36 protein-coding genes and 3 tRNA genes are annotated in these 23,927 nt (G+C 58.9%); 19 read left to right on the top strand and 20 right to left on the bottom strand.

Annotated features, from left to right (window positions below):
- The first annotated feature begins 38 nt into the window (after positions 1-38).
- The 3 genes from ACR0JF_RS16240 to ACR0JF_RS16230 are packed head-to-tail and all read left to right on the top strand — an operon-like array spanning position 39 to position 1,253.
- Positions 39-422, top strand: a complete 384-nt coding sequence (locus ACR0JF_RS16240) for an NADH:ubiquinone oxidoreductase subunit NDUFA12 (RefSeq protein WP_170662071.1) — start codon at positions 39-41, stop codon at positions 420-422.
- A 13-nt stretch (positions 423-435) separates the two neighbouring features.
- On the top strand, positions 436-888 hold the full coding sequence (gene mlaD, locus ACR0JF_RS16235) for an outer membrane lipid asymmetry maintenance protein MlaD (protein ID WP_170468107.1): 453 nt from the start codon (positions 436-438) through the stop codon (positions 886-888).
- On the top strand, positions 885-1,253 hold the full coding sequence (locus ACR0JF_RS16230) for a DUF2155 domain-containing protein (RefSeq protein WP_170662069.1): 369 nt from the start codon (positions 885-887) through the stop codon (positions 1,251-1,253). Before mlaD ends, ACR0JF_RS16230 begins: the two co-directional genes overlap by 4 nt.
- Here ACR0JF_RS16230 and aat read toward each other — a convergent pair.
- From aat to ACR0JF_RS16210, 4 genes are all read right to left on the bottom strand, one after another.
- Positions 1,208-1,840, bottom strand: a complete 633-nt coding sequence (gene aat, locus ACR0JF_RS16225; protein WP_170662068.1) for a leucyl/phenylalanyl-tRNA--protein transferase — start codon at positions 1,838-1,840, stop codon at positions 1,208-1,210. The two genes, ACR0JF_RS16230 and aat, sit on opposite strands and share 46 nt — an antisense overlap.
- Before the next feature lie 48 nt (positions 1,841-1,888).
- Complete coding sequence (accC, locus tag ACR0JF_RS16220; RefSeq protein ID WP_170374885.1) at positions 1,889-3,238, bottom strand: acetyl-CoA carboxylase biotin carboxylase subunit; 1,350 nt, start codon at positions 3,236-3,238, stop codon at positions 1,889-1,891.
- Positions 3,239-3,247: 9 nt separating this feature from the next.
- Positions 3,248-3,751: an acetyl-CoA carboxylase biotin carboxyl carrier protein gene (accB, locus tag ACR0JF_RS16215; protein WP_170662065.1), complete on the bottom strand. Its 504-nt coding sequence runs from the start codon at positions 3,749-3,751 to the stop codon at positions 3,248-3,250.
- A 151-nt stretch (positions 3,752-3,902) separates the two neighbouring features.
- Positions 3,903-4,439, bottom strand: a complete 537-nt coding sequence (locus ACR0JF_RS16210; protein ID WP_170460784.1) for a LuxR C-terminal-related transcriptional regulator — start codon at positions 4,437-4,439, stop codon at positions 3,903-3,905.
- 189 nt (positions 4,440-4,628) lie between these two features.
- Between ACR0JF_RS16210 and ACR0JF_RS16205 the strand changes: the two genes are divergently transcribed.
- The 5 genes from ACR0JF_RS16205 to ACR0JF_RS16185 all read left to right on the top strand — a co-directional run bounded on the left by ACR0JF_RS16205 (position 4,629) and on the right by ACR0JF_RS16185 (position 10,533).
- The gene (locus tag ACR0JF_RS16205; protein WP_170662063.1) at positions 4,629-5,921 is read left to right on the top strand and encodes a helix-turn-helix transcriptional regulator; all 1,293 of its coding nucleotides are present in this window, start codon (positions 4,629-4,631) and stop codon (positions 5,919-5,921) included.
- A gap of 77 nt (positions 5,922-5,998) precedes the next feature.
- A complete protein-coding gene (locus tag ACR0JF_RS16200) occupies positions 5,999-6,379 on the top strand; it encodes a response regulator (protein ID WP_170662062.1) in 381 nt (126 codons plus the stop codon).
- Positions 6,376-6,684, top strand: coding sequence for a hypothetical protein (locus ACR0JF_RS16195; protein WP_170662060.1), 309 nt, complete (start codon positions 6,376-6,378; stop codon positions 6,682-6,684). Before ACR0JF_RS16200 ends, ACR0JF_RS16195 begins: the two co-directional genes overlap by 4 nt.
- A complete protein-coding gene (locus tag ACR0JF_RS16190) occupies positions 6,684-9,362 on the top strand; it encodes an ATP-binding protein (protein ID WP_170662058.1) in 2,679 nt (892 codons plus the stop codon). Before ACR0JF_RS16195 ends, ACR0JF_RS16190 begins: the two co-directional genes overlap by 1 nt.
- Positions 9,363-9,438: 76 nt before the next feature.
- A complete protein-coding gene (locus tag ACR0JF_RS16185) occupies positions 9,439-10,533 on the top strand; it encodes a FliM/FliN family flagellar motor C-terminal domain-containing protein (RefSeq protein WP_170662056.1) in 1,095 nt (364 codons plus the stop codon).
- A 1-nt stretch (position 10,534) separates the two neighbouring features.
- Here ACR0JF_RS16185 and ACR0JF_RS16180 read toward each other — a convergent pair whose 3' ends face one another.
- The 4 genes from ACR0JF_RS16180 to ACR0JF_RS16165 are packed head-to-tail and all read right to left on the bottom strand — an operon-like array spanning position 10,535 to position 12,720.
- Positions 10,535-10,966 carry a TIGR01244 family sulfur transferase gene (locus ACR0JF_RS16180; protein WP_170460800.1) on the bottom strand — a complete coding sequence of 144 codons (432 nt, stop codon included), beginning with the start codon at positions 10,964-10,966 and terminating at the stop codon, positions 10,535-10,537.
- Positions 10,967-10,975: 9 nt separating this feature from the next.
- Complete coding sequence (locus tag ACR0JF_RS16175) at positions 10,976-11,407, bottom strand: DUF6691 family protein (RefSeq protein WP_170662054.1); 432 nt, start codon at positions 11,405-11,407, stop codon at positions 10,976-10,978.
- On the bottom strand, positions 11,407-11,826 hold the full coding sequence (locus ACR0JF_RS16170; RefSeq protein ID WP_480669551.1) for a YeeE/YedE family protein: 420 nt from the start codon (positions 11,824-11,826) through the stop codon (positions 11,407-11,409). The genes ACR0JF_RS16175 and ACR0JF_RS16170 overlap by 1 nt, the downstream gene beginning before the upstream one ends.
- A gap of 30 nt (positions 11,827-11,856) precedes the next feature.
- A complete protein-coding gene (locus tag ACR0JF_RS16165) occupies positions 11,857-12,720 on the bottom strand; it encodes an MBL fold metallo-hydrolase (RefSeq protein WP_170678338.1) in 864 nt (287 codons plus the stop codon).
- Between the two features lie 235 nt (positions 12,721-12,955).
- Here ACR0JF_RS16165 and ACR0JF_RS16160 point away from each other — a divergent pair, with 235 nt between their 5' ends.
- Positions 12,956-13,171 (top strand): hypothetical protein, encoded by a 216-nt coding sequence (locus tag ACR0JF_RS16160; RefSeq protein WP_170468079.1) that lies wholly within the window; start codon positions 12,956-12,958, stop codon positions 13,169-13,171.
- A gap of 9 nt (positions 13,172-13,180) precedes the next feature.
- Here ACR0JF_RS16160 and ACR0JF_RS16155 read toward each other — a convergent pair whose 3' ends face one another.
- Entirely contained in the window at positions 13,181-13,399 is a 219-nt protein-coding gene (locus tag ACR0JF_RS16155; protein WP_170468076.1) for a hypothetical protein, read from the bottom strand.
- A gap of 164 nt (positions 13,400-13,563) precedes the next feature.
- Between ACR0JF_RS16155 and ACR0JF_RS16150 the strand changes: the two genes are divergently transcribed.
- Positions 13,564-13,830 carry a DUF2312 domain-containing protein gene (locus tag ACR0JF_RS16150; protein ID WP_170374913.1) on the top strand — a complete coding sequence of 89 codons (267 nt, stop codon included), beginning with the start codon at positions 13,564-13,566 and terminating at the stop codon, positions 13,828-13,830.
- A 16-nt stretch (positions 13,831-13,846) separates the two neighbouring features.
- Here ACR0JF_RS16150 and ACR0JF_RS16145 read toward each other — a convergent pair whose 3' ends face one another.
- A complete protein-coding gene (locus tag ACR0JF_RS16145; RefSeq protein ID WP_480669550.1) occupies positions 13,847-14,722 on the bottom strand; it encodes a hypothetical protein in 876 nt (291 codons plus the stop codon).
- A gap of 200 nt (positions 14,723-14,922) precedes the next feature.
- A complete protein-coding gene (locus ACR0JF_RS16140; RefSeq protein WP_170662044.1) occupies positions 14,923-15,102 on the bottom strand; it encodes a hypothetical protein in 180 nt (59 codons plus the stop codon).
- A gap of 106 nt (positions 15,103-15,208) precedes the next feature.
- Here ACR0JF_RS16140 and ACR0JF_RS16135 point away from each other — a divergent pair.
- Together ACR0JF_RS16135 and ACR0JF_RS16130 are read left to right on the top strand one after the other, a co-directional pair.
- A tRNA-Gly gene (locus ACR0JF_RS16135) sits at positions 15,209-15,283 on the top strand.
- Positions 15,284-15,320: 37 nt separating this feature from the next.
- Positions 15,321-15,395, top strand: a tRNA-Gly gene (locus ACR0JF_RS16130).
- 125 nt (positions 15,396-15,520) lie between these two features.
- Here ACR0JF_RS16130 and ACR0JF_RS16125 read toward each other — a convergent pair.
- Complete coding sequence (locus tag ACR0JF_RS16125; protein WP_050602861.1) at positions 15,521-15,760, bottom strand: Lrp/AsnC family transcriptional regulator; 240 nt, start codon at positions 15,758-15,760, stop codon at positions 15,521-15,523.
- 154 nt (positions 15,761-15,914) lie between these two features.
- On the opposite strand from ACR0JF_RS16125, the gene hisB reads away from it, so the two are divergent.
- Both hisB and hisH read left to right on the top strand, forming a co-directional pair.
- Positions 15,915-16,502 (top strand): imidazoleglycerol-phosphate dehydratase HisB, encoded by a 588-nt coding sequence (gene hisB, locus ACR0JF_RS16120; RefSeq protein WP_170662042.1) that lies wholly within the window; start codon positions 15,915-15,917, stop codon positions 16,500-16,502.
- Positions 16,503-16,560: 58 nt separating this feature from the next.
- Positions 16,561-17,199, top strand: a complete 639-nt coding sequence (gene hisH / locus ACR0JF_RS16115) for an imidazole glycerol phosphate synthase subunit HisH (protein WP_170662040.1) — start codon at positions 16,561-16,563, stop codon at positions 17,197-17,199.
- A 4-nt stretch (positions 17,200-17,203) separates the two neighbouring features.
- Here hisH and ACR0JF_RS16110 read toward each other — a convergent pair whose 3' ends face one another.
- A complete protein-coding gene (locus ACR0JF_RS16110) occupies positions 17,204-17,605 on the bottom strand; it encodes a DUF2147 domain-containing protein (RefSeq protein ID WP_170662039.1) in 402 nt (133 codons plus the stop codon).
- A 123-nt stretch (positions 17,606-17,728) separates the two neighbouring features.
- On the opposite strand from ACR0JF_RS16110, the gene hisA reads away from it, so the two are divergent.
- Complete coding sequence (hisA, locus tag ACR0JF_RS16105; protein WP_170662036.1) at positions 17,729-18,448, top strand: 1-(5-phosphoribosyl)-5-[(5-phosphoribosylamino)methylideneamino]imidazole-4-carboxamide isomerase; 720 nt, start codon at positions 17,729-17,731, stop codon at positions 18,446-18,448.
- 5 nt (positions 18,449-18,453) lie between these two features.
- Here the strand turns inward: hisA and ACR0JF_RS16100 are convergent, their stop codons facing one another.
- The gene (locus tag ACR0JF_RS16100) at positions 18,454-18,900 is read right to left on the bottom strand and encodes a DUF302 domain-containing protein (RefSeq protein ID WP_480669549.1); all 447 of its coding nucleotides are present in this window, start codon (positions 18,898-18,900) and stop codon (positions 18,454-18,456) included.
- Positions 18,901-19,018: 118 nt separating this feature from the next.
- Between ACR0JF_RS16100 and hisF the strand changes: the two genes are divergently transcribed.
- The 3 genes from hisF (at position 19,019) to ACR0JF_RS16085 (ending at position 20,733) form a co-directional block, all read left to right on the top strand.
- A complete protein-coding gene (gene hisF / locus ACR0JF_RS16095; RefSeq protein WP_170662033.1) occupies positions 19,019-19,780 on the top strand; it encodes an imidazole glycerol phosphate synthase subunit HisF in 762 nt (253 codons plus the stop codon).
- Positions 19,777-20,094, top strand: coding sequence for a phosphoribosyl-ATP diphosphatase (locus ACR0JF_RS16090; RefSeq protein WP_170374929.1), 318 nt, complete (start codon positions 19,777-19,779; stop codon positions 20,092-20,094). Before hisF ends, ACR0JF_RS16090 begins: the two co-directional genes overlap by 4 nt.
- A gap of 72 nt (positions 20,095-20,166) precedes the next feature.
- Positions 20,167-20,733, top strand: coding sequence for a hypothetical protein (locus ACR0JF_RS16085; protein WP_170468060.1), 567 nt, complete (start codon positions 20,167-20,169; stop codon positions 20,731-20,733).
- A 2-nt stretch (positions 20,734-20,735) separates the two neighbouring features.
- Here ACR0JF_RS16085 and ACR0JF_RS16080 read toward each other — a convergent pair whose 3' ends face one another.
- From ACR0JF_RS16080 to rlmB, 4 genes are all read right to left on the bottom strand, one after another.
- Complete coding sequence (locus ACR0JF_RS16080) at positions 20,736-21,206, bottom strand: CoA-binding protein (RefSeq protein WP_170662031.1); 471 nt, start codon at positions 21,204-21,206, stop codon at positions 20,736-20,738.
- 197 nt (positions 21,207-21,403) lie between these two features.
- On the bottom strand, positions 21,404-21,856 hold the full coding sequence (locus ACR0JF_RS16075; protein ID WP_170480236.1) for a YHS domain-containing (seleno)protein: 453 nt from the start codon (positions 21,854-21,856) through the stop codon (positions 21,404-21,406).
- Positions 21,857-21,955: 99 nt separating this feature from the next.
- Positions 21,956-22,237 carry a hypothetical protein gene (locus ACR0JF_RS16070; RefSeq protein WP_170637685.1) on the bottom strand — a complete coding sequence of 94 codons (282 nt, stop codon included), beginning with the start codon at positions 22,235-22,237 and terminating at the stop codon, positions 21,956-21,958.
- Positions 22,238-22,246: 9 nt separating this feature from the next.
- Positions 22,247-23,023 (bottom strand): 23S rRNA (guanosine(2251)-2'-O)-methyltransferase RlmB, encoded by a 777-nt coding sequence (rlmB, locus tag ACR0JF_RS16065; protein WP_170662029.1) that lies wholly within the window; start codon positions 23,021-23,023, stop codon positions 22,247-22,249.
- A 116-nt stretch (positions 23,024-23,139) separates the two neighbouring features.
- On the opposite strand from rlmB, the gene ACR0JF_RS16060 reads away from it, so the two are divergent.
- A tRNA-Tyr gene (locus ACR0JF_RS16060) sits at positions 23,140-23,223 on the top strand.
- Between the two features lie 31 nt (positions 23,224-23,254).
- On the opposite strand, the gene ACR0JF_RS16055 is transcribed toward ACR0JF_RS16060, so the two are convergent.
- The gene (locus ACR0JF_RS16055; protein ID WP_170662340.1) at positions 23,255-23,488 is read right to left on the bottom strand and encodes a hypothetical protein; all 234 of its coding nucleotides are present in this window, start codon (positions 23,486-23,488) and stop codon (positions 23,255-23,257) included.
- A gap of 155 nt (positions 23,489-23,643) precedes the next feature.
- Positions 23,644-23,927: hypothetical protein (locus ACR0JF_RS16050; RefSeq protein WP_480669548.1), on the bottom strand; the 284-nt coding region annotated here is incomplete at its 5' end.

Below are 23,927 nucleotides of genomic sequence, written 5' to 3'. Positions count from 1 at the left end.
GTCATACCTTCTCGGGACCGAATTGCCGGAGGCGGATCATGGGCATCCTGAACACTTTTTTGCGGGCCGTAACCTGGTGGAACGGGGCAACCCTGAACACGCAGATTTTCACCGCACGTAAAGGTGTTAAAGTTGGTGAGGACAATGAAGGCAACGTCTTCTATAGAACCGCCGATGACAGCAAACGCTGGGTAATTTTCAATGGTGAGGCTGAAGCCAGCAGGGTTGATCCAGATTGGCATGGTTGGCTTCACCGCACCTGGGATGAGCCGCCGACAGACAAACCGCTGGCGCACAAGGCCTGGGAAAAACCGCATCAGGAGAACCTGACAGGCACCGCGCTTGCTTACACCCCTGCGGGGTCATTGCGCCGGGCAAAGCCTGTTGAGCGCAAGGACTACGAGGCCTGGAGCCCGGAATAAGACGAGGCGAGCAATGTCGACCCACAACTGGACCGAAGTATTCGTCGGCGGTGCCGTCTTGGCCTGCGCCGTCGCGTTTGGTGTTTATGCCAGCCAATCCACCGGCCTGTCACAAGGCAGTGCCGGATATGAGCTTGGGGCGTCCTTCCGGTCGCTGGAAGGGGTCAATGTCGGAACCGATGTGCGCCTCGCGGGTGTCAAAATCGGGACCGTTACCGACGTGACCCTGAACCCTGAGACCTACCGCGCTGATACGACCTTTTCGGTCGCGGATGGTGTCCTCGTGCCAGATGACAGCGCCATCGTGATTTCTTCCGAAGGGCTGTTGGGGGGCAATTTTGTTGAGGTGATGCCTGGCGGTTCTCCGTTCTATTTTGAGCCCGGCGATCAAATCGAAGATACACAGGGCGCGGTCAGCCTGATCTCGTTGCTTGTGAAGTTCGTCGCCGGAGACGGCAGCGAATGATGCGCGCTCTGGCATTTGCATTGGCGCTGGCCGCGACATCCGCTATCGCTCAGCAAACGGTTCAGTCTGGACCCGGCGCGATGTTGCGCGGCTTGGATAAGGTCAACGGTCAGACCGTGGATGTTGAGCTGCAGACTGGTCAGACACAGGCTGTCTTCGGATTGGATGTCGCTTTGGGGGATTGCCGCTACCCGGTCGACAACCCGACCGGAGATGCGTTTGCTTTCGTGACCATCTGGGAACAGGGCAAGGCGGAGCAGTTGTTTGACGGTTGGATGATCGCGACCTCTCCGGCACTGAACGCCTTAGATCATTCGCGTTACGACGTTTGGGTGATCCGCTGTATCACTCCGTCGGCGGACTGAGGCACCTCGGCCGCAAACTCGGCGCTATCGCCAATCGCTTCTTCCAGCGCTTTTCTGTATTCACTGCGGGGGATTTCGATCGCACCGAGTGAGGCCAGATGGGCGGTCAGAAACTGAATGTCGAATAGCTGAAAACCGGTCTGTCGCAGGCGGTCCACTAGATAAGCCAGCGCGATTTTCGAGGCGTCGGTGCGACGTGAGAACATGCTCTCGCCAAAGAACGCAGCGCCCAGAGCCACTCCGAAAACGCCTCCAACAAGATGGTCATCCTCCCATACTTCCAGAGAATGCGCTTGGCCTGCTTTGTACACCTGTCGATACAGGTCGCGCAGCTCGGCGTTGATCCATGTGTCCGCACGATCGGCACACCCATCGACGACACCTTCAAAATCCTGATTGATCGAGATGGAAAAGCCGCATCTCCGTATCCGCCTTGCAAGGCTGCGCGAGATGTGGAAACCGTCCAGCGGGAAAACCCCGCGGAATTTGGGGTCGACCCAGAACAGGTCCGGGTCATCACGATGCTCGGCCATCGGGAAGATGCCGATCGAATAGCCATGCAGCAAAAGTTCTGGTGACAGACTCATGAGGAACATCCAAGGGCCGGGCGGCGCATGCCAACCGGCCCTGTGGGGTTAGTCGGCCATATTCTCCGCAAGCCAATGCTCCAGCCAGTGGATATTGTAGTCGCCGCTATGGATGTCCGGCTCCTGCAACAGCGCGTGAAACAGAGGCACTGTGGTGTCGATGCCGTCTACGATCAGCTCGCCCAAGGCGCGCTCCAGACGGGCCAGAGCCTCGGCGCGGTCGCGGCCCTGAACGATCAGCTTGGCAATCAGCGAGTCGTAGTAGGGCGGGATCGAATAACCATCGTAAAGCGCAGAGTCCATCCGCACGCCCAAACCACCCGGCGCGTGATAGGCCGTGATCTTACCCGGGCAGGGCGAGAAGTTGGGCAGTTTTTCTGCGTTGATCCGAACCTCGATGGCGTGGCCGTTGATCTCAAGATCATCCTGTCCGAACGACATCGGCAAGCCTGAGGCCACGCGGATTTGTTCGCGCACCAGATCGACGCCGAAGATGCCCTCGGTCACCGGGTGTTCCACCTGCAGGCGGGTGTTCATCTCGATGAAATAGAACTCGCCTTTTTCGTACAGGAACTCGATGGTGCCGGCGCCGATATAGTTGATCTTGGCCACCGCGTCGGCGCAGATTTTGCCGATCTTGGCGCGTTCTTCAGGGGTGATGCAGGGACCGGGGGCCTCTTCGAAGACCTTCTGGTGACGACGCTGTAGTGAACAGTCGCGCTCGCCCAGATGGACAGCGTTGCCTTTGCCGTCACCGAAAACCTGAATCTCGATATGGCGCGGAGTGGTGAGATACTTTTCGATATAGACTTCATCGTTGCCAAAGGCAGCCTTACCTTCGGCGCGTGCGGTCATGAAGGCGCTTTCCATTTCATCCGCGCTCATCGCGACTTTCATGCCGCGACCGCCGCCACCGGCGGTGGCTTTGATGATAACAGGGTAACCGAATTCCTCACCGATACGCTTGGCGTCTTCCAGCGTTGGAACACCACCGTCGGAGCCGGGAACGCAGGGCACACCCAGCGCCTTCATCGTGTCCTTAGCGGTGATCTTGTCACCCATGACACGGATATGTTCCGCGGTGGGGCCGATGAAGGTGATGTCGTGGTCTTCGACGATCTGCACAAACTCGGCATTCTCGGATAGGAAGCCATAGCCGGGATGGATCGCCTGCGCGCCAGTGATCTCACAGGCTGAGATGATGGCGGGGACGGAAAGATAGCTTTGCGGGCTGGGCGGGGGGCCGATGCAGACCGATTCGTCCGCCATGCGCACATGCATTGCGTCGCTGTCGGCGGTGGAGTGGACGGCGACCGTCTTAATCCCCATCTCGCGCGCGGCGCGGATGACGCGCAGGGCGATCTCGCCTCGGTTGGCAATCAGGATCTTATCGAACATGGGCCCGCCTTACTCGATGATGACCAGAGGGGTACCGAATTCCACAGCGTCGCCATCGCCGACCAGAATGCGTTTCACGGTGCCTGATTTGGGCGCGTGGATGTGGTTCATAGTTTTCATCGCTTCGACGATCAGTAGCGTGTCTCCTTCGGAAACGGACGCTCCGACCGAAACGAAGGACGGCGCGCCGGGTTCGGGCTGCATGTAAACCGTGCCGACCATGGGCGAGGTCACAGCGCCGGGATGGCTGGCCGGGTCTTCCACATCTGTGACCGGGGCTGCGGGGGCTGCAGCAGGGGCCGGCGCGGCAGCGACAGGTGCTGCGGCTGCGGCCGGAACGGCGACCTGAACCGGAGCGGCGACCGCCTGCGTTGCGCGGCTGACGCGCACGTTCAGGCTGTCTTCCTCGCCATATTCGCGTTTGACCTGCAGCTCGGTCAGGTCATTTTCGCGCAGCAGTTCGGCCAAGGCTTTGATGAACGCCACATCCGCTTCGTGTTTGGTATCTGTCATGAGTATCCTCGAAGGTTCCCCTTTGGCCCGTCTGTATCTACGCGGGCTTCGATCTGATTACGCAGGGTTATAAGCCAAGCGAGCAGCCATGAAAAGCGCCGTTTAAGCCTGAAAATAGGGGGTTTGGATGGTTTGTGACGGGCAGTTGTGCTTACAGGGGCATACCAGAGAGCTTTGCAACCAGTTCCGGCAGTTTGCGGGCGCCGAATTTTTCCAGCAGCCGGGCGCGGTAGGCCTCGATCGTGCGGTAGCTCAGGCCCAGTTCCATCCCGATTTCCTTAGCAGATAGGCCGCGGCAAGATAGGATCGCCACTTCGCGTTCACGAACGGTCAGTTCCACCAGCGGGCGCTCCTCCGAGATGTCGGAAAAGCTCCAGATTCCATGGCGAAACGGATCATCAGGTGTAAGCGAGCGTCCACGCGCGCGGCACCAGAACAGGTCTCCGTTCCTGCGGCGCATCACCCGTTCATCGGTGTAGTAGCCGGTGTCGCGCATCACCTGCAGGCTGCGTTGCCCGATTCTCTCCCAATCTGCGACCGAGGGGTAGAGGTGCAGCAAGGGCATGTTGTTATATTCGGCTTCATCCCCGCCAAAGGTGCGCGCAAATTGCAGATTGCACCGCCGGATGATGCGGTTTTCCAATTCGACAAGGCCGATGGGTGCATATTCAAAAGCTGGATCGCTCATACCCATATGGTGGCGGTAAATGCAGGAAATGAGAAGGGGCGAAGCGCGTCTGGCGGTGCTGTCGAGGACCGGAAGTTGTTAATCTTGTCAATTCAATCTGAAAACTGATGCATAACATCACGAAAATGATAGAATAAACTGAAAATACGACTAACCAGAGATAGCTACACGTGACTGAGGACCTTGATCATGCGGGATTTGCTGACCGGTAGCCGGATCCGCGAAAGACGGCAGATCTCGGGTCTGAGACAGGCAGAGCTTGCGCGTCAAGTCGGGATCTCGGCTTCTTATCTGAACCTGATCGAACACAACCGCCGCCGGATCGGGGGCAAATTGCTGGTCGATATTGCAGGGGCGCTGGCAGTTGAGCCCTCCGTGTTGACGCAAGGGATCGAAGCGACCTTGATATCGGCACTACGCGAAGCTGCAGCCGATGCAGTTGGCCAGCAAGCCGAGATTGAAACGCTAGAGGAATTTGCAGGCCGCTTTCCGGGTTGGTCCGGGGTATTGGCGCAAATGCACCGGCGTGTGGTGTCGCTGGAACGGACGGTTGCGACGCTTTCGGACCGTCTGACCCATGACCCGCATCTGGCGGCGTCGATGCACGAAGTGCTGTCCACCGCAGCGGCGATTCGGTCGACCGCAGCGATTCTGGCCGACCCGCAGGATATCGACGCCGAGTGGCAGGATCGGTTCCACCAGAACCTTCATCAGGATGCCGAACGATTGGCCGACAGCTCCAAGGCGCTGGTGACATATCTAGACGAAAGCGATACGTCGAAAGACCCGCGTGGCGTGCCGCTGGAAGAGGTCGAGGTGTTTCTTGAGGCGCGCGGCTACAGCTTTCCCGAACTCGACGCCGGCCAGGGGGCAGAGGTCATTGATCTAGAGGGTCTGAATACCTCGGCTGCACGAAACCTTGCGGGGGAATGGCTTAAGCAAAGCGAGGTTGATGCCAAGGCCATGCCGCTTGTTGCCCTCAACACCACATTGGCGGATGGTGATCCGAACCCTCTGGATCTGGCCCAGCGATTCTCAGTCGATCTGCCGACAGTTTTCCGTCGCCTTGCCAGCCTGCCCGAAGGGATGCTGAGTCAACCGGTAGGGCTGGTGATTTGCGACGGCTCGGGCAGTATCCTGTTTCTGAAGCCTGTCCCCGGCCTGTCACTGCCACGCCACGGCGAGGCCTGCCCACATTGGCCGCTGTTTTCCGCGTTGAACCGGCCGCTGGTTCCGATCAGACGGCTGGTCGCGCAACAAGGGCGGGCCGCCGCGATGTTCGAATGTCACGCTTACGCCTGGCCGCATGGCGTGTCCGGATACGACCAGGAACCCTCGTACCGCGCGGCCATGTTGATACGGCCGTTGCTCGAGACCGAACCGAACCCAGAGGCGACACGGGTCGGGCCAAGCTGCCGAATTTGCCCAAGTGGTGATTGCGGTTCTCGTCGCGAGCCGTCAATTCTAAGCGAAGGCTTTTGACAGGTTCCCGAACAACCGCTTAATCTAGCGATGACTGGTTCCGGGGTGGAGGCCAGTCATCGGGAGGATATACACAAATGAGCCGTAAGGTTCTGTTGATTGAGGATGAGCCCAACATCGCCGAGGCCATCCGGTTCTTGCTGACTCGTGAGGGGTGGCAGGTCGAGACACACGGCGATGGTGCGGATGCGCTTCAGGTCATTCAGGGCGCGCAGCCTGATCTGGTGATTCTGGACGTAATGCTGCCGGGCAAGAGTGGGATGGACATTCTGCGCGATCTGCGCGCCTTGGACGAAATGCAGGGCCTGCCGGTTCTGATGCTGACTGCGCGCGGGCAGTCCAGAGATCGTGAGATGGCCGAGAATGCGGGCGTCAGCCGTTTCATGACCAAACCGTTTTCCAACGCCGAGGTGCTGACCGCTGTACGCGATCTGCATGCGCAGGCGACGCAGTTATGACATTGCCCGAGGGTCAGGACCGCACGTCGCGCGGTGCGCGGCCCTCGTTGTTTCTGGAACGGCAAAGCTATCGCCGGCGCAGGCTGACGGATTCGGCTCGGTTGCTGCCATTTCTGGGCGGAGCGCTGCTAGTGCTGCCGCTGCTGTGGCCGGATGTCGGGTCCGAAACCGGCGGTGTGCCGCTGTCTTCAGCTATCTTCTACATATTCGCCTGCTGGATCGGTCTGATTCTGGTCAGCCTGTTTTTTGGCTTCGTCGCCCGGCGCACCGGCGCGGATGACAGTTCTGAGGTGGATGCGGGCTGATGGCAACACTGAACGTCCTGATTCTAGTCTGTCTGGGCTATGTCGTTATGCTGTTCGGCGTGGCATTTGCCGCAGACAGGATGGCGGCTGCGGGGCGGGGCAAATGGCTGCGCTCCCCTTTGATCTACACGCTGTCCCTGTCGATCTACTGCACAGCCTGGACCTTTTACGGCGCGGTTGGCAATGCGGCGCGGTCGGGGTTGGAGTTCGTGACAATCTACCTCGGGCCGACGCTGGTTATGATCAGTTGGTGGTGGGGGCTGCGCAAACTGGTGCGCGTCGGGCGCAGCCAGCGCGTGACCTCGATCGCGGACCTTTTGTCCTCGCGCTATGGCAAGTCGAACACGCTGGCGGTGTGCGTCACGATTCTGGCCGTGATCGGCGGCACGCCCTATATCGCGTTGCAATTGCAGTCGATTACCCTGTCTTTCTCGATTTTTGCCGAGGCCGACCCCTCGGGCCTCTACCGCGAAGGCTCCAGCGTGTTTTGGGTGGCGGCTGGGCTGGCGATGTTCGCGATCCTGTTCGGCACCCGCAACCTGGATGCCAATGAACGTCACCACGGCGTGGTCACCGCCATTGCGGTCGAGTCGGTGGTCAAACTGTTTGCGCTGGTTGCAGTCGGTATCTTCGTTGTCTGGGGCGTTGCCGGTGGTATTAGCCCGATGATGGAGCGGATCGACGCCTCGGAAATTGGCAAATGGCAAGTGGATGCCGGGCGCTGGACGACCTTTATTTTCCTGTCCGCTGCCGCCTTTGTCTGCTTGCCGCGCATGTTCCAGGTGATGGTGGTCGAGAATGATGACGAGGGCCATCTGCGCACCGCCGCCTGGGCCTTTCCGCTCTACCTGCTACTGATGAGCTTGTTTGTTGTCCCCATCGCCGTTGTCGGGCTTGATATGTTGCCGGAAGGGTCCAACCCGGATCTGTTCGTGCTGACCGTGCCGTTGTCGCAGGGCAAGGACGGCCTGGCGATGCTGTCCTTCATCGGAGGGTTCTCGTCAGCGACATCGATGGTGATCGTAACGGCAATGGCCCTGTCGACGATGGTGTCGAACCACGTCGTAATGCCGATTTGGCTGAACACGCATGAGAGGGTCGGGTCTGTCCCCGGAGACGTGCGCAACATCGTATTGATGGCGCGGCGTATCTCAATCGCTGCGATAATGGCGCTGGGCTATTTCTACTACAGTCTGTCTGGCGGCGGCGCGGCGCTGGCTTCGATCGGGTTGGTGGCCTTTAGCGGTATTTCGCAAATCCTGCCGGCGATGGTCGGCGGATTGTTCTGGCGCGGAGCCACCAGAACCGGTGCATTGGCAGGTTTGACCGTGGGATTTGTGCTGTGGATCTACACATTGCTTCTTCCCGGAATGGGGGCGGCATGGATGCCCGAGAGTGTGCTGTTGAATGGACCATTTGGTATTGCATGGCTGCGACCTCAGGCCCTGTTCGGGATCGAAGGTATCGACCCAATGGTGCATTCCGTGATGTGGTCGATTTCCTTGAATGCCGTGGTGTTCTGCGTCGTATCCCTGCTGAGCTTTCCCAGCCCGTTGGAGCGACTCCAGGGCGCGCAATTCGTCAATGTCTTTGACCACTCGGTCGCGCCGCGCGGTTGGACCGGGTCGGTTGCGCAAAGTGAAGACCTAATGATCATGACCCAGCGCATTCTGGGCACATCGCCCGCCCAGGAACTGTTCCAGCGCGAGGCCGAGCTTCAGGGCGGACGCTCGCCTTTGCCCGAGCCGACACCCGGATTTCTGGCCCGGCTTGAGAGGGAGCTCAGCGGCTCAGTAGGGGCGGCGACGGCACATGCGATGATCGGGCAGATCGTTGGGGGTGCCTCGGTTTCGGTTGAGGACCTTCTGGCCGTTGCTGACGAATCTGCACAATTGCTGGAATACTCCAGCCAGTTGGAAGAGAAATCTGCCGAACTTAGCCGCACGGCACGCCAATTGCGCGATGCCAACGCCAAGCTAACCCAAATATCTGAGCAGAAAGACAGTTTCCTCAGCCAGGTCAGTCATGAATTGCGCACGCCCATGACCTCAATCCGGGCGTTTTCCGAGATAATGCGCGACACCGAAGGTTTAAGTGGCGAAGAACAGACCCGCTATGCCGCCATCATTCACGATGAGGCGCTGCGCCTGACACGTCTGCTGGACGATCTGCTCGACCTCAGCGTTCTGGAGAACGGGCAGGTCAGGCTGAACCTAGGCGATGATACGTTGCGTTCAGTTCTGGATCGGTCGATCTCCAGCGCGCTGGCGGGCACGGATCAGCGGCTCGTTGTGCGGCGTAGTAAGGCATCCGAGCGTATCCACTTGCAAACTGATCTCGACCGCTTGGGGCAGGTGTTTATCAACCTCATCTCCAACGCGCGGAAATACTGTGATGCCGATGAGCCTGTTCTGACGATCTCGGCGCATGATGTGGGCGGGCAGCTGGTTGTGGACTTCATTGACAATGGCAGCGGTGTCCCGCCTGAGGCGCGGTCGATGATCTTTGAGAAATTCGCCCGGGTCGGAGGGGACAAGGCCGGCGGTGCCGGGCTGGGATTGGCGATTTGCCGCGAGATCATGCACCGCTTGGGCGGCGACATCACCTATCTGCCGGGGCAGGGCGGTGCGGCGTTCCGCGTCAGCCTGCCTTTGGCCTACCGGCAAGCGGCGCAATAGTTCGGTTTAAAGAAGTTCGTAACCTCTGCCGGGTTACACCAAGACTCACGACAAGAAATCGGATGGTACCGAAGCCATGGCACACACGGCCGGCGCCGCTTTGGCGCGCAAATTGTCAGTGGGGCAGGGGGATCTGGGGGATCGACCCCGCTCGATCCTGCGTGCGTTGCGTCTGGGCTTTGCACGGGCCGCGGGTGAGCGTTTCAACCTTCCGCTGGCTGTTATCGGGGCAAAAAAGGCAGATCGGGCGCAGGCTGGCCTTGCGGCCACGTTGGCTGAGGATTGGTTGTTGTTGAAGTTCACGGGTCCCGACGGGGTTGCTGCGGCCTGTTTGGATTTGAACTGCGTCTCGGCCATCGTTCAGACCCAAACCATTGGTGAGGTTACACTGGACGCGCCCGCCGAGCGGGGCTTTACGGATACAGATGCTGCCATGGCCGCCCCACTGGTCGAGGATGCGTTGCGCCGTGCTGTGGGTCTGGTCGATCCGGCAGATCAGCAGGGGCTGATGGGGTTTGAGTATGCCTCACGGGCGGCTGATTTGCGTGGCCTGACCTTGTCGCTGGTGGCAGACAGCTATCGCGTTTTTGACCTTACCGTGGATCTTGCAGGCGGGTTGCGTCAGGGCCAAATCACGATCGTGCTGCCCGATCCGCCCGCTCCCGACGAAGCCGACGTAGAGCTGGACGTCGATACGGGCCCTCGGCTGGAGCAGTCATCAGGCGTTGTCCGGGCCGAGCTGAACGCCGTGGTGTGCCGGATGAGGTTGCCTTTGGCGCATCTGTCCGCGCTTGAGGTGGGCAGCCTCTTGCCGCTGACCTGCGCGCGGTTGGACCGGACCGAGGTTCTGACCATCGAGCGCACCCGCGCCTCGGTCGGGCGTTTGGGGCAGTCGGGGGGGATGCGCGCGGTTCGGTTGAATGAAAATGTACCGCTGCCCGCGCTGGATGCGTTGGAGGCCGCCGAATTCATAGAAAGCCGCCCCGCCAATGTCCGGGGCGATATGGCTGACACAGGCGTAGATATCCTGTCCGACCCTCTCGATCTGGTCCCGAGCCCGTCGGGTGCCGCCCCCCTCGACGACGACCTGAGCCTTGTTGAGCCCGACCGAATGGTCGCGGAAATCTCGCAACTGGCGGGCCTCGATGGCCCGGAGGATGGGGAGGTCTGATCTAGTCTGACGTGTTGCGCAGTTGATCCAGAGTGGGCCGCAACTGCTCCAATTGGTATCCAGCGTTGGTTGTGGCCGTCAGAATCTCATCCGTACTCATCTGGTCGCATTGACCCAGAGCCCAAACGACCGAGCAACGCGTGCCGGACGCGCAATACGCCAGAACCGGGCCAGAGCAATTTTCGGCCATATCCCGCTGCCGGGCGACGTTTTCGGGTGTCATGGTCTGGTGGGTCAGTTCCAGCACCTCGTATTCCAGCCCTGCTGCGCGGACCGCGTCTCCGATCGCATCCGATTGCATGATCTCAGGGACCTCAGCATTGGGTCGGTTGCAGATAACCTTGACGAAGCCGGCCTCGGCAATGGCGGGCACGTCCTCGACGGTGATCTGCGGGGACACGGCGTAGCGGGGGGTTATTGGTCGAATCTCCATGCCAATTGATTAGGCCGCGTTGGCCGCCCTGTCCAGTTGCGCGCGCAGCCCCGGCGCCAACCGCATCCCCGCCGCCATCGCAACCAGAAAGACGGCGCTGCTGGTCCCGCCATAGGACAGTGCCGCCATGGCTGGGCCGGGGCATAGGCCGACTAAACCCCAGCCTGCGCCAAACAGGACTGAGCCGAGGATCAGCCCTCGGTCAAGTTCGGGCCGAGCAGGTGCGGGAAATGTGCCACCAGTCAACGGTTGGCGGGTCTTGGTCATGCGCCACGCGACTAACATGGGAAGAATCGCACCGCCCATGACAAAGGCCAGAGTCGGGTCCCATGCGCCGAAAATATCCAGCCAGCCCTGAACCTTTTGGGTATCCGTCATCCCCGACAGCAACAGCCCCGCGCCAAACAGCGCGCCCGATAGCAAAGCGACCAACAACCGCATCAGATCACCCCCAAACCGTGGCGGAACAGGGCCAAAACCACCGCTCCGGCACCGATGTAGATAAGGGTTGCAACAATCCCGCGCAGCGAAAACCGAGAGATGCCGCAGACCCCATGACCCGAAGTGCACCCGTTTGCCAGCCGCGTGCCGATGCCAACCAAAAGCCCGGCCACGACCAGAAGGCCTAGATTTTCCGTCAGGTGCGTTTCAGGCCGTTCGCTCATCAGACGGCTCATGATCAGCGGCATACCGATCAGCCCCAAGACAAATACCAGTTTCTCGCGCCTCGCCGGGCCGTCGATTAAACCTCCCAGAATGCCACTGGCCCCCATGATCCGGCCATTGCCAAGCAGGTAAAGCGCAGCGCCGCAGCCGATCAAGATGCCGCCACACAGGCCCCATATCCAGTCCGGGTTCATTCTATGTCCATCCTATACTGTTGGCGCGGGTCACAGCTTGTTGATCGGCAACTTCAGGAAAACATCGCCCTGTTCGTCGGCCGGGGGCATCTGGCCCGCGCGCATATTGACCTGAAGCGACGGCAGAATCAGCCGGGGTTTGGAGAGTGTCGCGTCGCGCGCATCCCGCATTTCCACAAACTCTTCGATGCTGCGACCTTGCCCGATATGGATGTTCAGCGCCTTTTGCTCGCCCACCGTGGTCTCCCACGCATACTCATCCCGCCCCGGAGCCTTGTAGTCGTGCCCCACAAAAATGCGGGTCTCATCGGGCAGAGACAGGATCTTCTGGATCGAAGCAAAAAGCACCTCGGACGAGCCGCCTGGGAAATCGCATCGTGCGGTGCCGAAGTCGGGCATGAACAAGGTGTCGCCGACAAAAGCGGCATCGCCGATCACATAGGTCAGGCAGGCCGGCGTATGACCGGGTGTGTGCAGCACATCGCCTCGCATCTGTCCGATGTGGAAACTGTCGCCCTCGCGGAAGAGGGCATCAAACTGGCTGCCATCTCGCTGGAACTCGGTCCCTTCATTGAAGATTTTGCCAAAGGTCTCCTGCACCTCGACGATGTGATGTCCGATCCCGATTTTGCCGTCCAGTTCCTGCTGCAGATATGGCGCAGCCGAGAGGTGGTCTGCATGCACATGGCTTTCCAAAATCCACTCGGTCTTAAGGTCTTTGGCGTGTACATAAGCGATGATCTGGTCGGCAGAGCTTGTCCCCGTCCGGCCCGAGGCATGATCGAAATCCAGAACGCTATCGATAATCGCACAAGCGCGGCTGCTGTCTTCGTGGACGACGTACGAGACCGTAAAGGTCTGGTCGTCGAAGAACGCTTTCACTTTTGGCTTCATGGTTTCCTCCACTTAGACGACATATAGGAAAATCAGAATGTGATACAAGAGTCAGTTCGGGTTTTGATGTCCGTCAAGGCACGACATATGAAATTTGCCTAAACTTTAACCCAGACGCGCAGATTTGCCGAACAGGCTATTTTAGCGGGCAATAAACCGCCATCGTTTCCGGTAGCATCTTCGTGTCGTATCCGCGTTACCTATATCGGGGATACTGACAATTGGGAGGATCACAATGACGACAGATAACCTCTATTTCGAAGCGCAAGAGCTAGAGCAAAAACTTCAGAACGCGTGTCTGGATACCCGATTGGCGCTGCAGCCCAGTTTCAGCAAGATCGTGGATCGCATGCGTCAGCAGGGGATGCATGTTCCGTCGCGCATGCGCCGACTTGATGCGGCCCTGTGCGAGGACGCGATGGAAGCGCGGTTTGACAATTTGCCGATCTGATCGGTCGGGTTATCCCAGCGATATGCCGAGGATGACCAGCATCAGTCCCATGACCGACAGAAACAACGCCCCAAGGTTCCAGGGCAGAACACCCTGAACAACAGCGCGCAGTTCGTCATCTGAAAGGCCCGCTTTTCGGGCCTTCATCACGCGCAGAATGCACCAGATCAGACCGACAAGCCCGGCCACTGACAGGGCGGCGCCGCCCCAGGTGATGATTTCGAACATGGTTGCCTGCCTCTGCTGGTGCCGTGTTTTTGCGCTTAGCGGATCAGGCGCCTGCCGACAAGCCCGCCCATGGGATTGGGTGCTTGCGACCCGGGCACCAGCGATGTATCCGGCACCATGCCCGATGTCTCAGCATCGCAATTCAGCCTCTGGGAGAGACCTACATGGAAGACATGACCGAAGATCAGGCCGCCGCCAACTACCGCGTGACAGCAGGCGAGCTGCGCCAGTTCATCGAACGGATCGAGCGTCTGGATGCCGAAAAGAAAGATCTGGCCGAGCAGCAGAAAGAGGTCATGGCCGAAGCGAAAGCGCGCGGCTACGACACCAAGGTCATGCGCAAACTGGTCGCTCTGCGCAAGCGCGACAAGGATGATATCGCCGAAGAAGAGGCGGTTCTCGAAATGTATAAGGAAGCTCTGGGTATGTAATGCGATGCAGCCCGTTTCAGGGCTGCAGCACCCTTACGCCCGGCATGGCGCGTAGTGCCGCGAGATCCTGTTCGTAGATCTCGGAAAACGCGCTGACCACATCGGAATTCCAACCCGAAATCTCAAGCTCTTCTTCGATCTGCGCCGGGTCGGCATGTTCATCAAACAGATGGGTCAGACTATCCCGTAGCATGTCTCGATCCTGCCACGCTATTTGTTCCAACAGTTGCGTCAGCTCTGCACGGCCCGCGTCCGTCAGCACAGAAGCAAGGAACGCGTATTCATGTTGCAGGGCCGCCTTGTCGGGTAGTCTGGCAAGCGTTCTGAGGATATCGCCCCAGATAAGCGGAGTGTCCTCATTCGCCCAGAGCGTGATCTGAACGTTCGGAGCTTTTTCTCGCAGGTCGTGGACCATGGTCAGCCAGTTCAGGTTGCTCAGGTCGGTGTTCCCCAGAACGGCTTTCCGCCGCTCTGCGGGCAGTGACATCAGCAATTTCGAGATGAAGCTCGCCGGGTTCACCAGCGCGAAACACAGCTCGATTTGATCCGCCTCTAGAACACGGTCCAGGAACGCAATCCGCTCGGCCGCATTCGGATAAAACTGCCCGTGCAGAATCGCGGCGCGTCTGGGGCCAAAAACCTTGTCGTTCGACAGGACAACGCGATCGCAGGTGTTGCGGTCGGGAAGAACCTCATTCAAACCTATCAAGACATCTGGTAGAGGCACTCCGGTCGTCATGGAATCCGAGGCGACTTTCACGAACTGCCGCCCCTGCGCGAGGCCCAGAGGGATGACCCGCTGCTGGCTTAGAACCGCGGTGTTCGCCATTAGGGTTTCGATCAACCGGTCATTGTCGGAAAAGGCCACGCCTGCGTGGATAACAACCTGCATCTTCGTCCTGTTCTTGCCGGGCTCCTTGCTCCGGTGTTACAGCCTGCGTCTTCATCGGTAAATGCCGTAGCTGACAAGCGGTTTGTTGGCTGCTGGAGTCATCGCAAATAAATCGAGGCGTGCCACCTGTCCGCAGAGGCTGGCTTGAACTACGGCTGCGCCTAATGCGGCACCCTTTTGGCAAATCCCGGCAAGATAACCTATCCAGTCAAAACCTGCCGCTCGTAAATAGGGGAGGGGGCCTCGGCCAACGGATCATCCTCGGGCGGGCAGAGCAATACCGCGAAAACAATCAGCGCCGCCAACAGTGCCGTCTTTATTTCTACCAAAGCCCTTGATTTCATCACGCGTCCCTTCGCCTTGTAAGCCTCATTACCCATTCAACGCATCAGCTCCGAATTTCCGTCGAAAGATTTTTGCAGGTTTTTGTCTTTTTCCGCTTGCAGGCTCGCGCGGGAATTTATACATCCCTCCTCACTCAACGGCGCGGGCGTAGCTCAGGGGTAGAGCATAACCTTGCCAAGGTTAGGGTCGGGCGTTCGAATCGCCTCGCCCGCTCCATTGAGTTAAGGTCTTTGGACCAACATATGTATCTGATGCGGGCGTAGCTCAGGGGTAGAGCATAACCTTGCCAAGGTTAGGGTCGGGCGTTCGAATCGCCTCGCCCGCTCCAGATACAAACCTTTCCAACTGGTTGATTTCGATTTGAACGCGGTGCCTGAGCGTCTGTGTTTGGCTGTGGCCCGGATGTCTTTCGCTACCGGGCCGATTCAGCCGCATCAAGAGTGCAGGTTCAGATCAGAACGCTTTGAACGTCATCGTGGTCAAGGATCGTTCGATGTTTGGAATCACCAGCAGGTGTTCGTTGATGAAATGGCCGACATCCTCGGTTTCGGGGATATAGAGCTTCAGCAGCAGGTCGTATTCGCCGCTGGTGGAGTAAAGCTCCGAGTGAATCTCGCGCAGGGCGATCTCTTCGGCGACCTTGTAGGTGGTGCCGGGTTTGCAGCGGATCTGGATAAAAACGCAGGTGGACATGTGCCGGGCCTTTTGACTTGAGTTTCCGGCAGGCTGGCATGGCCCGGACCTGTGTGCAATCCCCTGCAACAGTTTGTACCGATTGCGCTGCGGGCACTGGATCAACCCGCCCAACCCCGTCTATAAGCGCGCCTGTAGCAAAAGGAAATCGCCCATGCGCAGCGCAAAGATCAGCCGTCAGACCGCCGAGACCGAGATCTCGGTCGAGGTCAATCTGGACGGCACCGGCCAGTATGACAACCAGACCGGCGTTGGCTTCTTTGACCACATGCTGGATCAGCTGGCGCGTCATTCGCTGATCGACATGACGATCCGCGCCAAGGGCGACTATCACATCGACGACCACCACACGGTCGAAGACACCGGCATCGCGCTGGGTCTGGCTCTGACGCAGGCACTGGGCGACAAGAAAGGCATCCGCCGCTACGGCGAGTGTCACTTGCCCATGGACGACGCTCAGGTGCGTTGTGCGCTGGACCTGTCAGCGCGCCCGTTCCTAATCTGGAACGTGGACCTGCCAACCCAGAAGATCGGCACATTCGACACCGAGCTGGTGCGCGAGTTCTTTCAGGCGCTCAGCACCCATGGCGGCATCACGTTGCATATCGACCAGCTGCACGGTTTCAACAGCCACCACATTGCTGAGGCTGCCTTTAAGGCTGTTGCCCGCGCTCTGAGGGATGCGGTCGAAACCGACCCGCGCAAGGCGGATGCGATTCCGTCAACGAAGGGCGCGTTGTAAGCGCAACCCGAAAAGTGGGCACCGGTTTTCGGACAAGTTGCGCACAGAAAGGACTCAAATGCTCACCGCGATCATCGACTACGAGAGCGGCAACCTGCACTCGGCTGAAAAAGCATTTCAGCGTATGGCGAAAGAACAGGACGCGGGTGAGGTCGTTGTAACCTCGGACGCGGATGTCGTCGCGCGCGCGGACAGGCTGGTGCTACCCGGAGACGGAGCGTTCCCGGCCTGCGCCGCCGAGCTGCGAGGCCACAAGGGCATCTATGACGCGATGGTTGAAGCGGTCGAACAGAAAGGCCGCCCCTTCCTTGGTATCTGCGTTGGGATGCAGTTGATGGCCTCAAAAGGCCATGAATACACCGAAACCGATGGTCTGAATTGGGTCGCCGGAGACGTGCTGCGGATCGAGCCTTCAGACGCCTCGCTCAAGGTGCCGCATATGGGCTGGAACGACTTGGTTCTGGATAGCGATCACCCGGTGTTTAACGAGGTAAAATCCGGCGATCATGTCTATTTCGTCCACTCCTACCATTTCCGTGTCACGGATCCGGCGCAGCGGCTGGCTTATGTGGACTATGGGCAGGACGTCACGGCCGTGATTGGCCGCGACACGATGCTTGGGATGCAATTCCACCCCGAGAAAAGCCAGGATGTTGGCCTGCGTATGATCGGCAACTTCCTGACTTGGGCGCCCTAGGGCGTTATTGAATGCGGGTCCAGGTCTGCCCCCGGCAGACCAATCCGCCTGCGACACAGCCTTTGACCGTGAGCTGGTTCTGGCTGTCCAGCGTCATCTTAGAGTTGTAGGTCTTGTCGCGATCCGGGGCCCAGATCTTGCCGTTGTCATAGCTGCCACTGCCTTCTGCGACCATGTCCCAGATGATCTGTTTGCCCAGGTTTTCATAGTCCAGTATCTGGTCGCCATTGCCATCAAAGGCGCTGTCGATAGTACCGCAAATTGCGCTGCCGCATTCGCTGATCGACACGTGTAGGTATCCACCTGTGTCGCCGGGTTGTGTTTTCCAAAGCCCATCCGCCGGATCTGCCGCTATCGCGCCTGTGGCCAGCGATGCAAGAGCAATCGAAAGTGCAAGTTTCTTCATGATAACCTCCCTGATTTGAGTTCACTCTGGCCCGGTGTCGGGCTACGGGCAAGATTGACTTTGCGTCGCTAACCCGCTTGTGCGATACGCCGCCCGTGTAACATTCAGATAAGGCCGCCCGACATGATCCTGTATCCCGCCATCGACCTCAAAGACGGCCAGGCCGTGCGCCTGCTGCGCGGTGAAATGGACAAAGCCACCGTTTTCAACGAAGACCCGGCCGCGCAGGCCCGTGCCTTTGCGGATGCAGGGTGCGAATGGCTGCACCTCGTCGATCTGAACGGCGCTTTCGCGGGCGAGCCGGTCAACGCTGCCCCGGTCGAGGCGATCCTGAAGGCCTGCAACGTGCCCGCCCAGTTGGGTGGCGGCATCCGGGACATGGTCACCATCGAGACTTGGATCGAAAAGGGTTTGGCGCGGGTTATTCTGGGCACCGTTGCGGTCGAAAACCCCGATCTGGTGCGTGAGGCCGCAAAAGCCTTCCCCGGTAAGGTCGCAGTGGGTATCGACGCCCGCAACGGCATGGTCGCAACCAAGGGCTGGGCCGAGGAAACCGACGTGCAGGTCACGGATCTGGCCCGCAGTTTTGAGGACGCTGGCGTCGCGGCAATCATCTATACCGACATCAACCGCGACGGCGCGATGCAGGGCCCCAATATCGAAGCCACAGCCGCGCTGGCCCAAGCCGTCTCCATCCCGGTCATTGCCTCGGGTGGCGTCAGCTCATTGGACGATCTCATCGCCCTGCGCGATTGCGGAGTTGAGCTGAACGGCGCGATCTCGGGCCGGGCACTTTATGATGGCGCGATTGACCTGGCCGAGGCCATTCGCGCCCTGAGCTAAACGCCTTACTGCGCGGCAGCCGAGGTCAGTTTCTTCAACGCGCCGCGCATTTTCTCAATCACGGGAGAGTTTTCGACCTCGTCAAGTTCATCCATCGTCTCTTTTGGGTCTTCATAGGCCAGCCAAACCTGCCCGTTCGCATCCTCATAGGCCTGCACTTTTAGCGGCAGGAACAGGCCTGCACGCGGGTCGATCTGCATCGCGGGTGTCCCGAGGGCTGGGTTGCCGAAGATCAGCACCTGATTGGGCGGAATCGGCGTGCCGACTTTTTCGGCACCGGCTGCGTGGTCGATGCGCGCGAAGACCGTTGCGCCTGCGTTGCCCACAGCGGCTTCGAGTGCGTCCAGCGCCTCGGGCACAGATTTTGTGGTTTCTACTTTGATGATATCGTCAGCCATTGCGGCAACTGCTCCTGTAAAAAGGAAAGTGGTGGTCAGAATAAGGTTTCGCATCTTATTGATCTCCTGATGAATTTGGGGACAGTTTTCACAGGATTGAGAGGGGTGACAATCACAAGTCTGGCATCGGCGGGGCTTTGCCGGTAAGGGTGCGGGCAACAAAGGAAAGCGCATGCTGAAAACCCGTATCATTCCCTGTCTGGATGTCGCCGATGGCCGCGTGGTCAAAGGTGTGAATTTCGTGGGTCTGCGCGATGCAGGCGACCCTGTGGAATCCGCCAAGGCCTATGACGCCGCCAGCGCGGATGAGATCTGTTTTCTGGACATTCACGCCACGCATGAAAACCGCGGCACAATGTTCGACGTGGTTCAGCGCACGGCCGAGCAGTGTTTTGTTCCTCTGACTGTGGGTGGTGGCGTGCGTACCAAGGATGACGTGCGTGCGCTGCTGCTGGCCGGGGCGGACAAGGTCAGCTTCAACTCGGCCGCTGTCGCCAACCCGGATGTGATTGCCGAGGCGGCAGACCAGTTCGGCAGTCAATGCATCGTCTGCGCCATCGACGCCAAAACCGTCAGCCCTGGAAAATGGGAGATCTTCACCCATGGCGGCCGCAAACCCACCGGCATCGACGCGGTCGAGTTCGCGAAAACCGTGGTTGCCAAAGGTGCCGGAGAAATCCTGCTGACCTCGATGGACCGGGACGGTACCAAATCAGGGTTCAACCTGCCGCTGACCCGCGCAATCAGCGACGCGGTGGATGTGCCCGTGATCGCCTCGGGCGGGGTTGGCAATCTGGACCATCTGGTCGAAGGCGTCACCGAAGGCGGGGCGAGCGCCGTACTGGCGGCCTCGATCTTCCATTTTGGCGAATACACCATCCGCGAGGCCAAGGAACACATGGCCGCCGCCGGTATCCCGATGAGGCTGACATGAGCATCCTGCACGATCTGGCCGCCACAATCGAGGCGCGCAAAGGGGCGGACCCGGAGAGCAGCTGGACGGCAAAGCTGCTGGCCAAGGGCCCGGAAAAATGCGCCGAGAAGTTCGGCGAGGAAGCCGTTGAGGCCATCATCGAAGCCGTCAAGAACGACAAAGACGGGCTGACGGCCGAGGCCGCCGACGTGCTGTATCACCTTCTGGTCATGCTGGCCGCGCGCGACGTTGCGCTGGACGATGTGCTGTCGGAGCTGGCGCGGCGTCAGGGTCTTAGCGGTATCGCCGAAAAAGCCGCACGCCCAAAAAGTTAAGCTCTGTCTTCCGTCAACGCCGAAGCGGTTCTATGATCATGTTTCACGGTCTATCGGTCGAGGGACATCACAATGATCAGAGCTTTGGCCTGCGTTCTGGCCCTCGTGACTTTGGGCGCCTGTGCGGCCCCGCCACCGTCTACCGGAGATGAGGTGCAGAGGCTTGCTTCGGAAATCCAAAGCCTCGGCCCCGATATCGACCCGGCTGAGGCCAACCGGGCCGCCCGCATTGCGTATTCTTACACCGCGCAACTGGTGCAGGAATACGAGATCACCGATCCTCCGTTGATCCACAATGCCAAGGTCAACAAGGGCCTGCGCCCGCGTGGTTTATGCTGGCACTGGGCCGAAGATATCGAGCGGCGGTTGAAGCAAGAAAACTTCCAAACGCTGGACATGCATCGCGCCATCGCCAATGCCGACAATCCACTGCGAATCGATCACAGCACAGCCATCATCAGCGCGCGCGGCGAGTCGCTCTATGACGGCGTGGTTTTGGACCCGTGGCGCTATGGCGGGGTTCTTTTCTGGTCCCCGCTGCAGGAAGACACAAGATATGACTGGGTTCCGCGCGAGGTTGTTCTGGAAAAGCGCAGGCAAGAACAGGTGGCCCGCCTCAAACCCTACCCGGCGCAGTGACGCTATAGCTTGGAAGAAATGATGCCGGTGCTGAAGCCGCCCATGCGCAGCTCTCCGAACAGGCGCTGATATTCGATCTTGGGGCATCGATTCATCACCACATCCACGCCGCGCGCCTCAGCTTTGGCGGCGGCCTCTGCGTGTTCAACACCGATTTGCATCCAGATGGTGCGCAAGGATGGGAATACCTCCAGCGCCTCATCCACGATCGGAGGCACGGCCTCAGAGCGGCGGAAGATATCCACCATATCAACGTCTTCCGTGATATCTGACAGGGTGGCCTGCACGGTTTGACCGAAAAGTTGCTTTCCCGCATGGCCGGGATTAACCGGGATTACGGTAAAGCCTTTCAGCGACAGATAGCGGGCCACGTAGAAACTCGGCCGCACCTCGTTCATGGACACCCCGACCACGGCAACGGTCTTGGTGCGCTTCAGAAGGTATCTCAGGAACTCATCAGAATAGTCAGCCATACCGCTACCCTATGCGACGGCTGAAAAAGAAAAAAGCGCCCAAGAAACCTTGGGCGCCAGTTGATGGAACGAGGGACAGTGAAATGACCCGCGGCAGTTCCGTTCCGCGGTCACTGTGACATTTAGGCATGTTTTGGTTAAAAAAAAGAGGGCACGCGCATTTTTGTGATGACTTTTCACAAACGGCGGAAGGTTGCCTATTCTCGATACAGAATCTCAGGCCAGTTTCCTTCAGCCTGATGGATGTATTCCAACTGATCCTCACGCCACTTCCGCTCAATTTCAGGCGAAAACGTCAAGTATAGGCGCCCATCTACCACCTGCCAGGCCCCCGGATCGGTTCCCTTGAGGATGCCCTGTGCCATCGCATAGGAACAATACCCCCCGAATTGAGGGGCAAAGGCGCGCGGATTCGCCTCAAATAACGCGCGATTTTCGAGAGAGGCGAAATGCCATTCGGCTCCCTTCCACGTCACTGAAATCTCGGGGCGGCCCTGTACGGGAACGTCACCCTGAAAATAGGATACTGGGTCGTATCCCGCCATCGCAGCCCCCTCGGGCGCGAAATACACGGGCATGGGCTGCGCAATAGCGGCAGAAGCGAGAAGAGTGGCGCTCAGCGCGCCAATGAGAGCGTGGCGGATTGGCATAGGTATAACGGAATCATGGACTCAGCGTCTCAATCTGCAACGTTTTGCGCTGTGAGACACCCCAGATGACGCGGTTGTGATCACCCCGAAGCGCGAGGATCAGTCAAAGATATCCTCGATCACATCCCAGGCCTCATCCATCACGCGCGAAAACAGGGTTTTCTTCTTTTTCTTGCGCTTGGATTTCGGCGGGACGGTATGGGATACCGCATGTTTCTTGGGCGCGCTTTCGGTCACCTTGCGCTTGGGCAGCATCTTGAGGTCATGCAACGGCGCGCCGCAACTGGAACAGCTCAGCTCATGCCGCTGCTTTCCCTTCAGGACAAGCGCCGCTCGGGTCCCGCAATAACAGCAGGTGGCAATTTTCGATGGGCCAGAAATGACGCGCTCCTATCCTGTGTGCCGTGAGGCATATAGGGCAATCGCCGCCGCGTTTGAGACGTTCAAAGATCCAAAACCACCGGCTGCGTCAATTTTCACCAGTTTGTCCACGGTTTCCTTGGTCTTTTGCCGCAATCCGGGGCCTTCTGCACCCAGAACCAGCGCCACCGGACGATCACGTTGATCCCCTATGGCAGCCTCGATCGTATCCTCGGCCTCTCCATCGAGACCTAGCACCAGAAAGCCCATGCCCTGCAACTCGACAATCGCTTCGGCCAGATTGCGGACCCGCAAATAAGGCTGACGCTCCAAAGCGCCGCTTGCGGTTTTGGCCAGCGCCCCTGTCTCAGGCGCGGAATGGTGCCGAGTCCCGATCACAGCACTGGCGCCCAGCACCTCGGCCGAGCGCAGAATCGCCCCGACATTGTGCGGGTCTGTCACCCGATCCAGCAAAATCACGCGAGGGTGTTCGCGCCCTATGCAGTTTTCTGCCAACCCGCCCCATTCCAGCGGCTTGACCTCAAGGGCGGCACCCTGATGGACTGATCCCTGATCAATCGGAGCGTTGAACTTCCGTGGATCGACCATCTCGGCCTCGATCCCAGCAAAATCAATGGCTTCCGCCAGTTTGTCACGGGCATTTCGGGTCACAATCAGGCGCAATTTCTGCCGTTTCGGGTTCATCAGCGCATCGCGCACAGCGTGCAGACCAAACAGCCAAACCGTTTCCGAAGCGGCTGCTTTGCGCGCCTGTTCCTTTTCCACGACCCACTTGGGTTTCTTCATTTTATTGGCCTCCGGGCCGGGCGTTCGATTTCCTGCGTCAAAGCGGTATTTTCCTGTTGACGCTCCTTTGGTGCGCTAGTAATCACGCCTCCACGTCAGGTGCAACGCCTGACAGTGGGCGACAGGCCGCAAGGTGTGGCAGGGGACTGTAACTCCCTCGCGGAGACGCACGCCTGGTTCGATTCCAGGGTCGCCCACCACTTTCTCTAGCAGAAAATTTCGGCAAATCTATCAGTGTAGGCTGAGAAGCACTTCGATATCGCGGCGGCTCAGCCGACGTAGAAGCGCCCTGTCTTCGGCCAGCAGAGACTTACCGCTTTCGATCTGTTTCTCAAGAAACGCTGCGATTTCGCTTGTGGGCTGATAGTAGAGGTCGATCTGTTGTTTGCTCAGATCTTCAACCAGCTTCCGGAGGAGTTGTTTCTGTTTTTCCGAGTCAAGATCTTTGCGCTTGTCTTCCAGCATGGCCATTCGCTTCGTTTGTTCACAACCAAATGGTAGGGCGGTGAGAGCGTTTGACAAAGGCGTGCTTCGCGACTCCTATTGAAGTCTTAATTAGATCGGTGAGCGTGACACAGAGTCCAAAAGAAGACGGGGCGCGCTGGAAACAAAACGCGCCCCTATCTCAGGGAGGAGAAATCAATCTCGCGTTCGAAACACACCATGAACGCTAACTCGTTACAGTTTTTACTATGGCGGCTTTCGATTTTGCGTTCAGTAATGTTGTTCACATAGCACGCAAATTTTTCAGATTTTTCAAACCTGCCAACCTTTGCGGTCGTCAAGCGTACGATTAACCTTTGTTCCGAAAGGTTGAGCTTCTCAAACTGAACTGGTCGACCGTTATGTTTAGGAAACGGAGGACCACGAATGGCAAACAAGAGACCGAAGTCAGAAGAGCTTG

Source organism: Ruegeria sp. BG11, assembly GCF_056538565.1.
The sequence above is the reverse complement of the archived record's forward strand: the minus strand, read 5'-3'. Positions and strand labels throughout refer to the sequence as shown.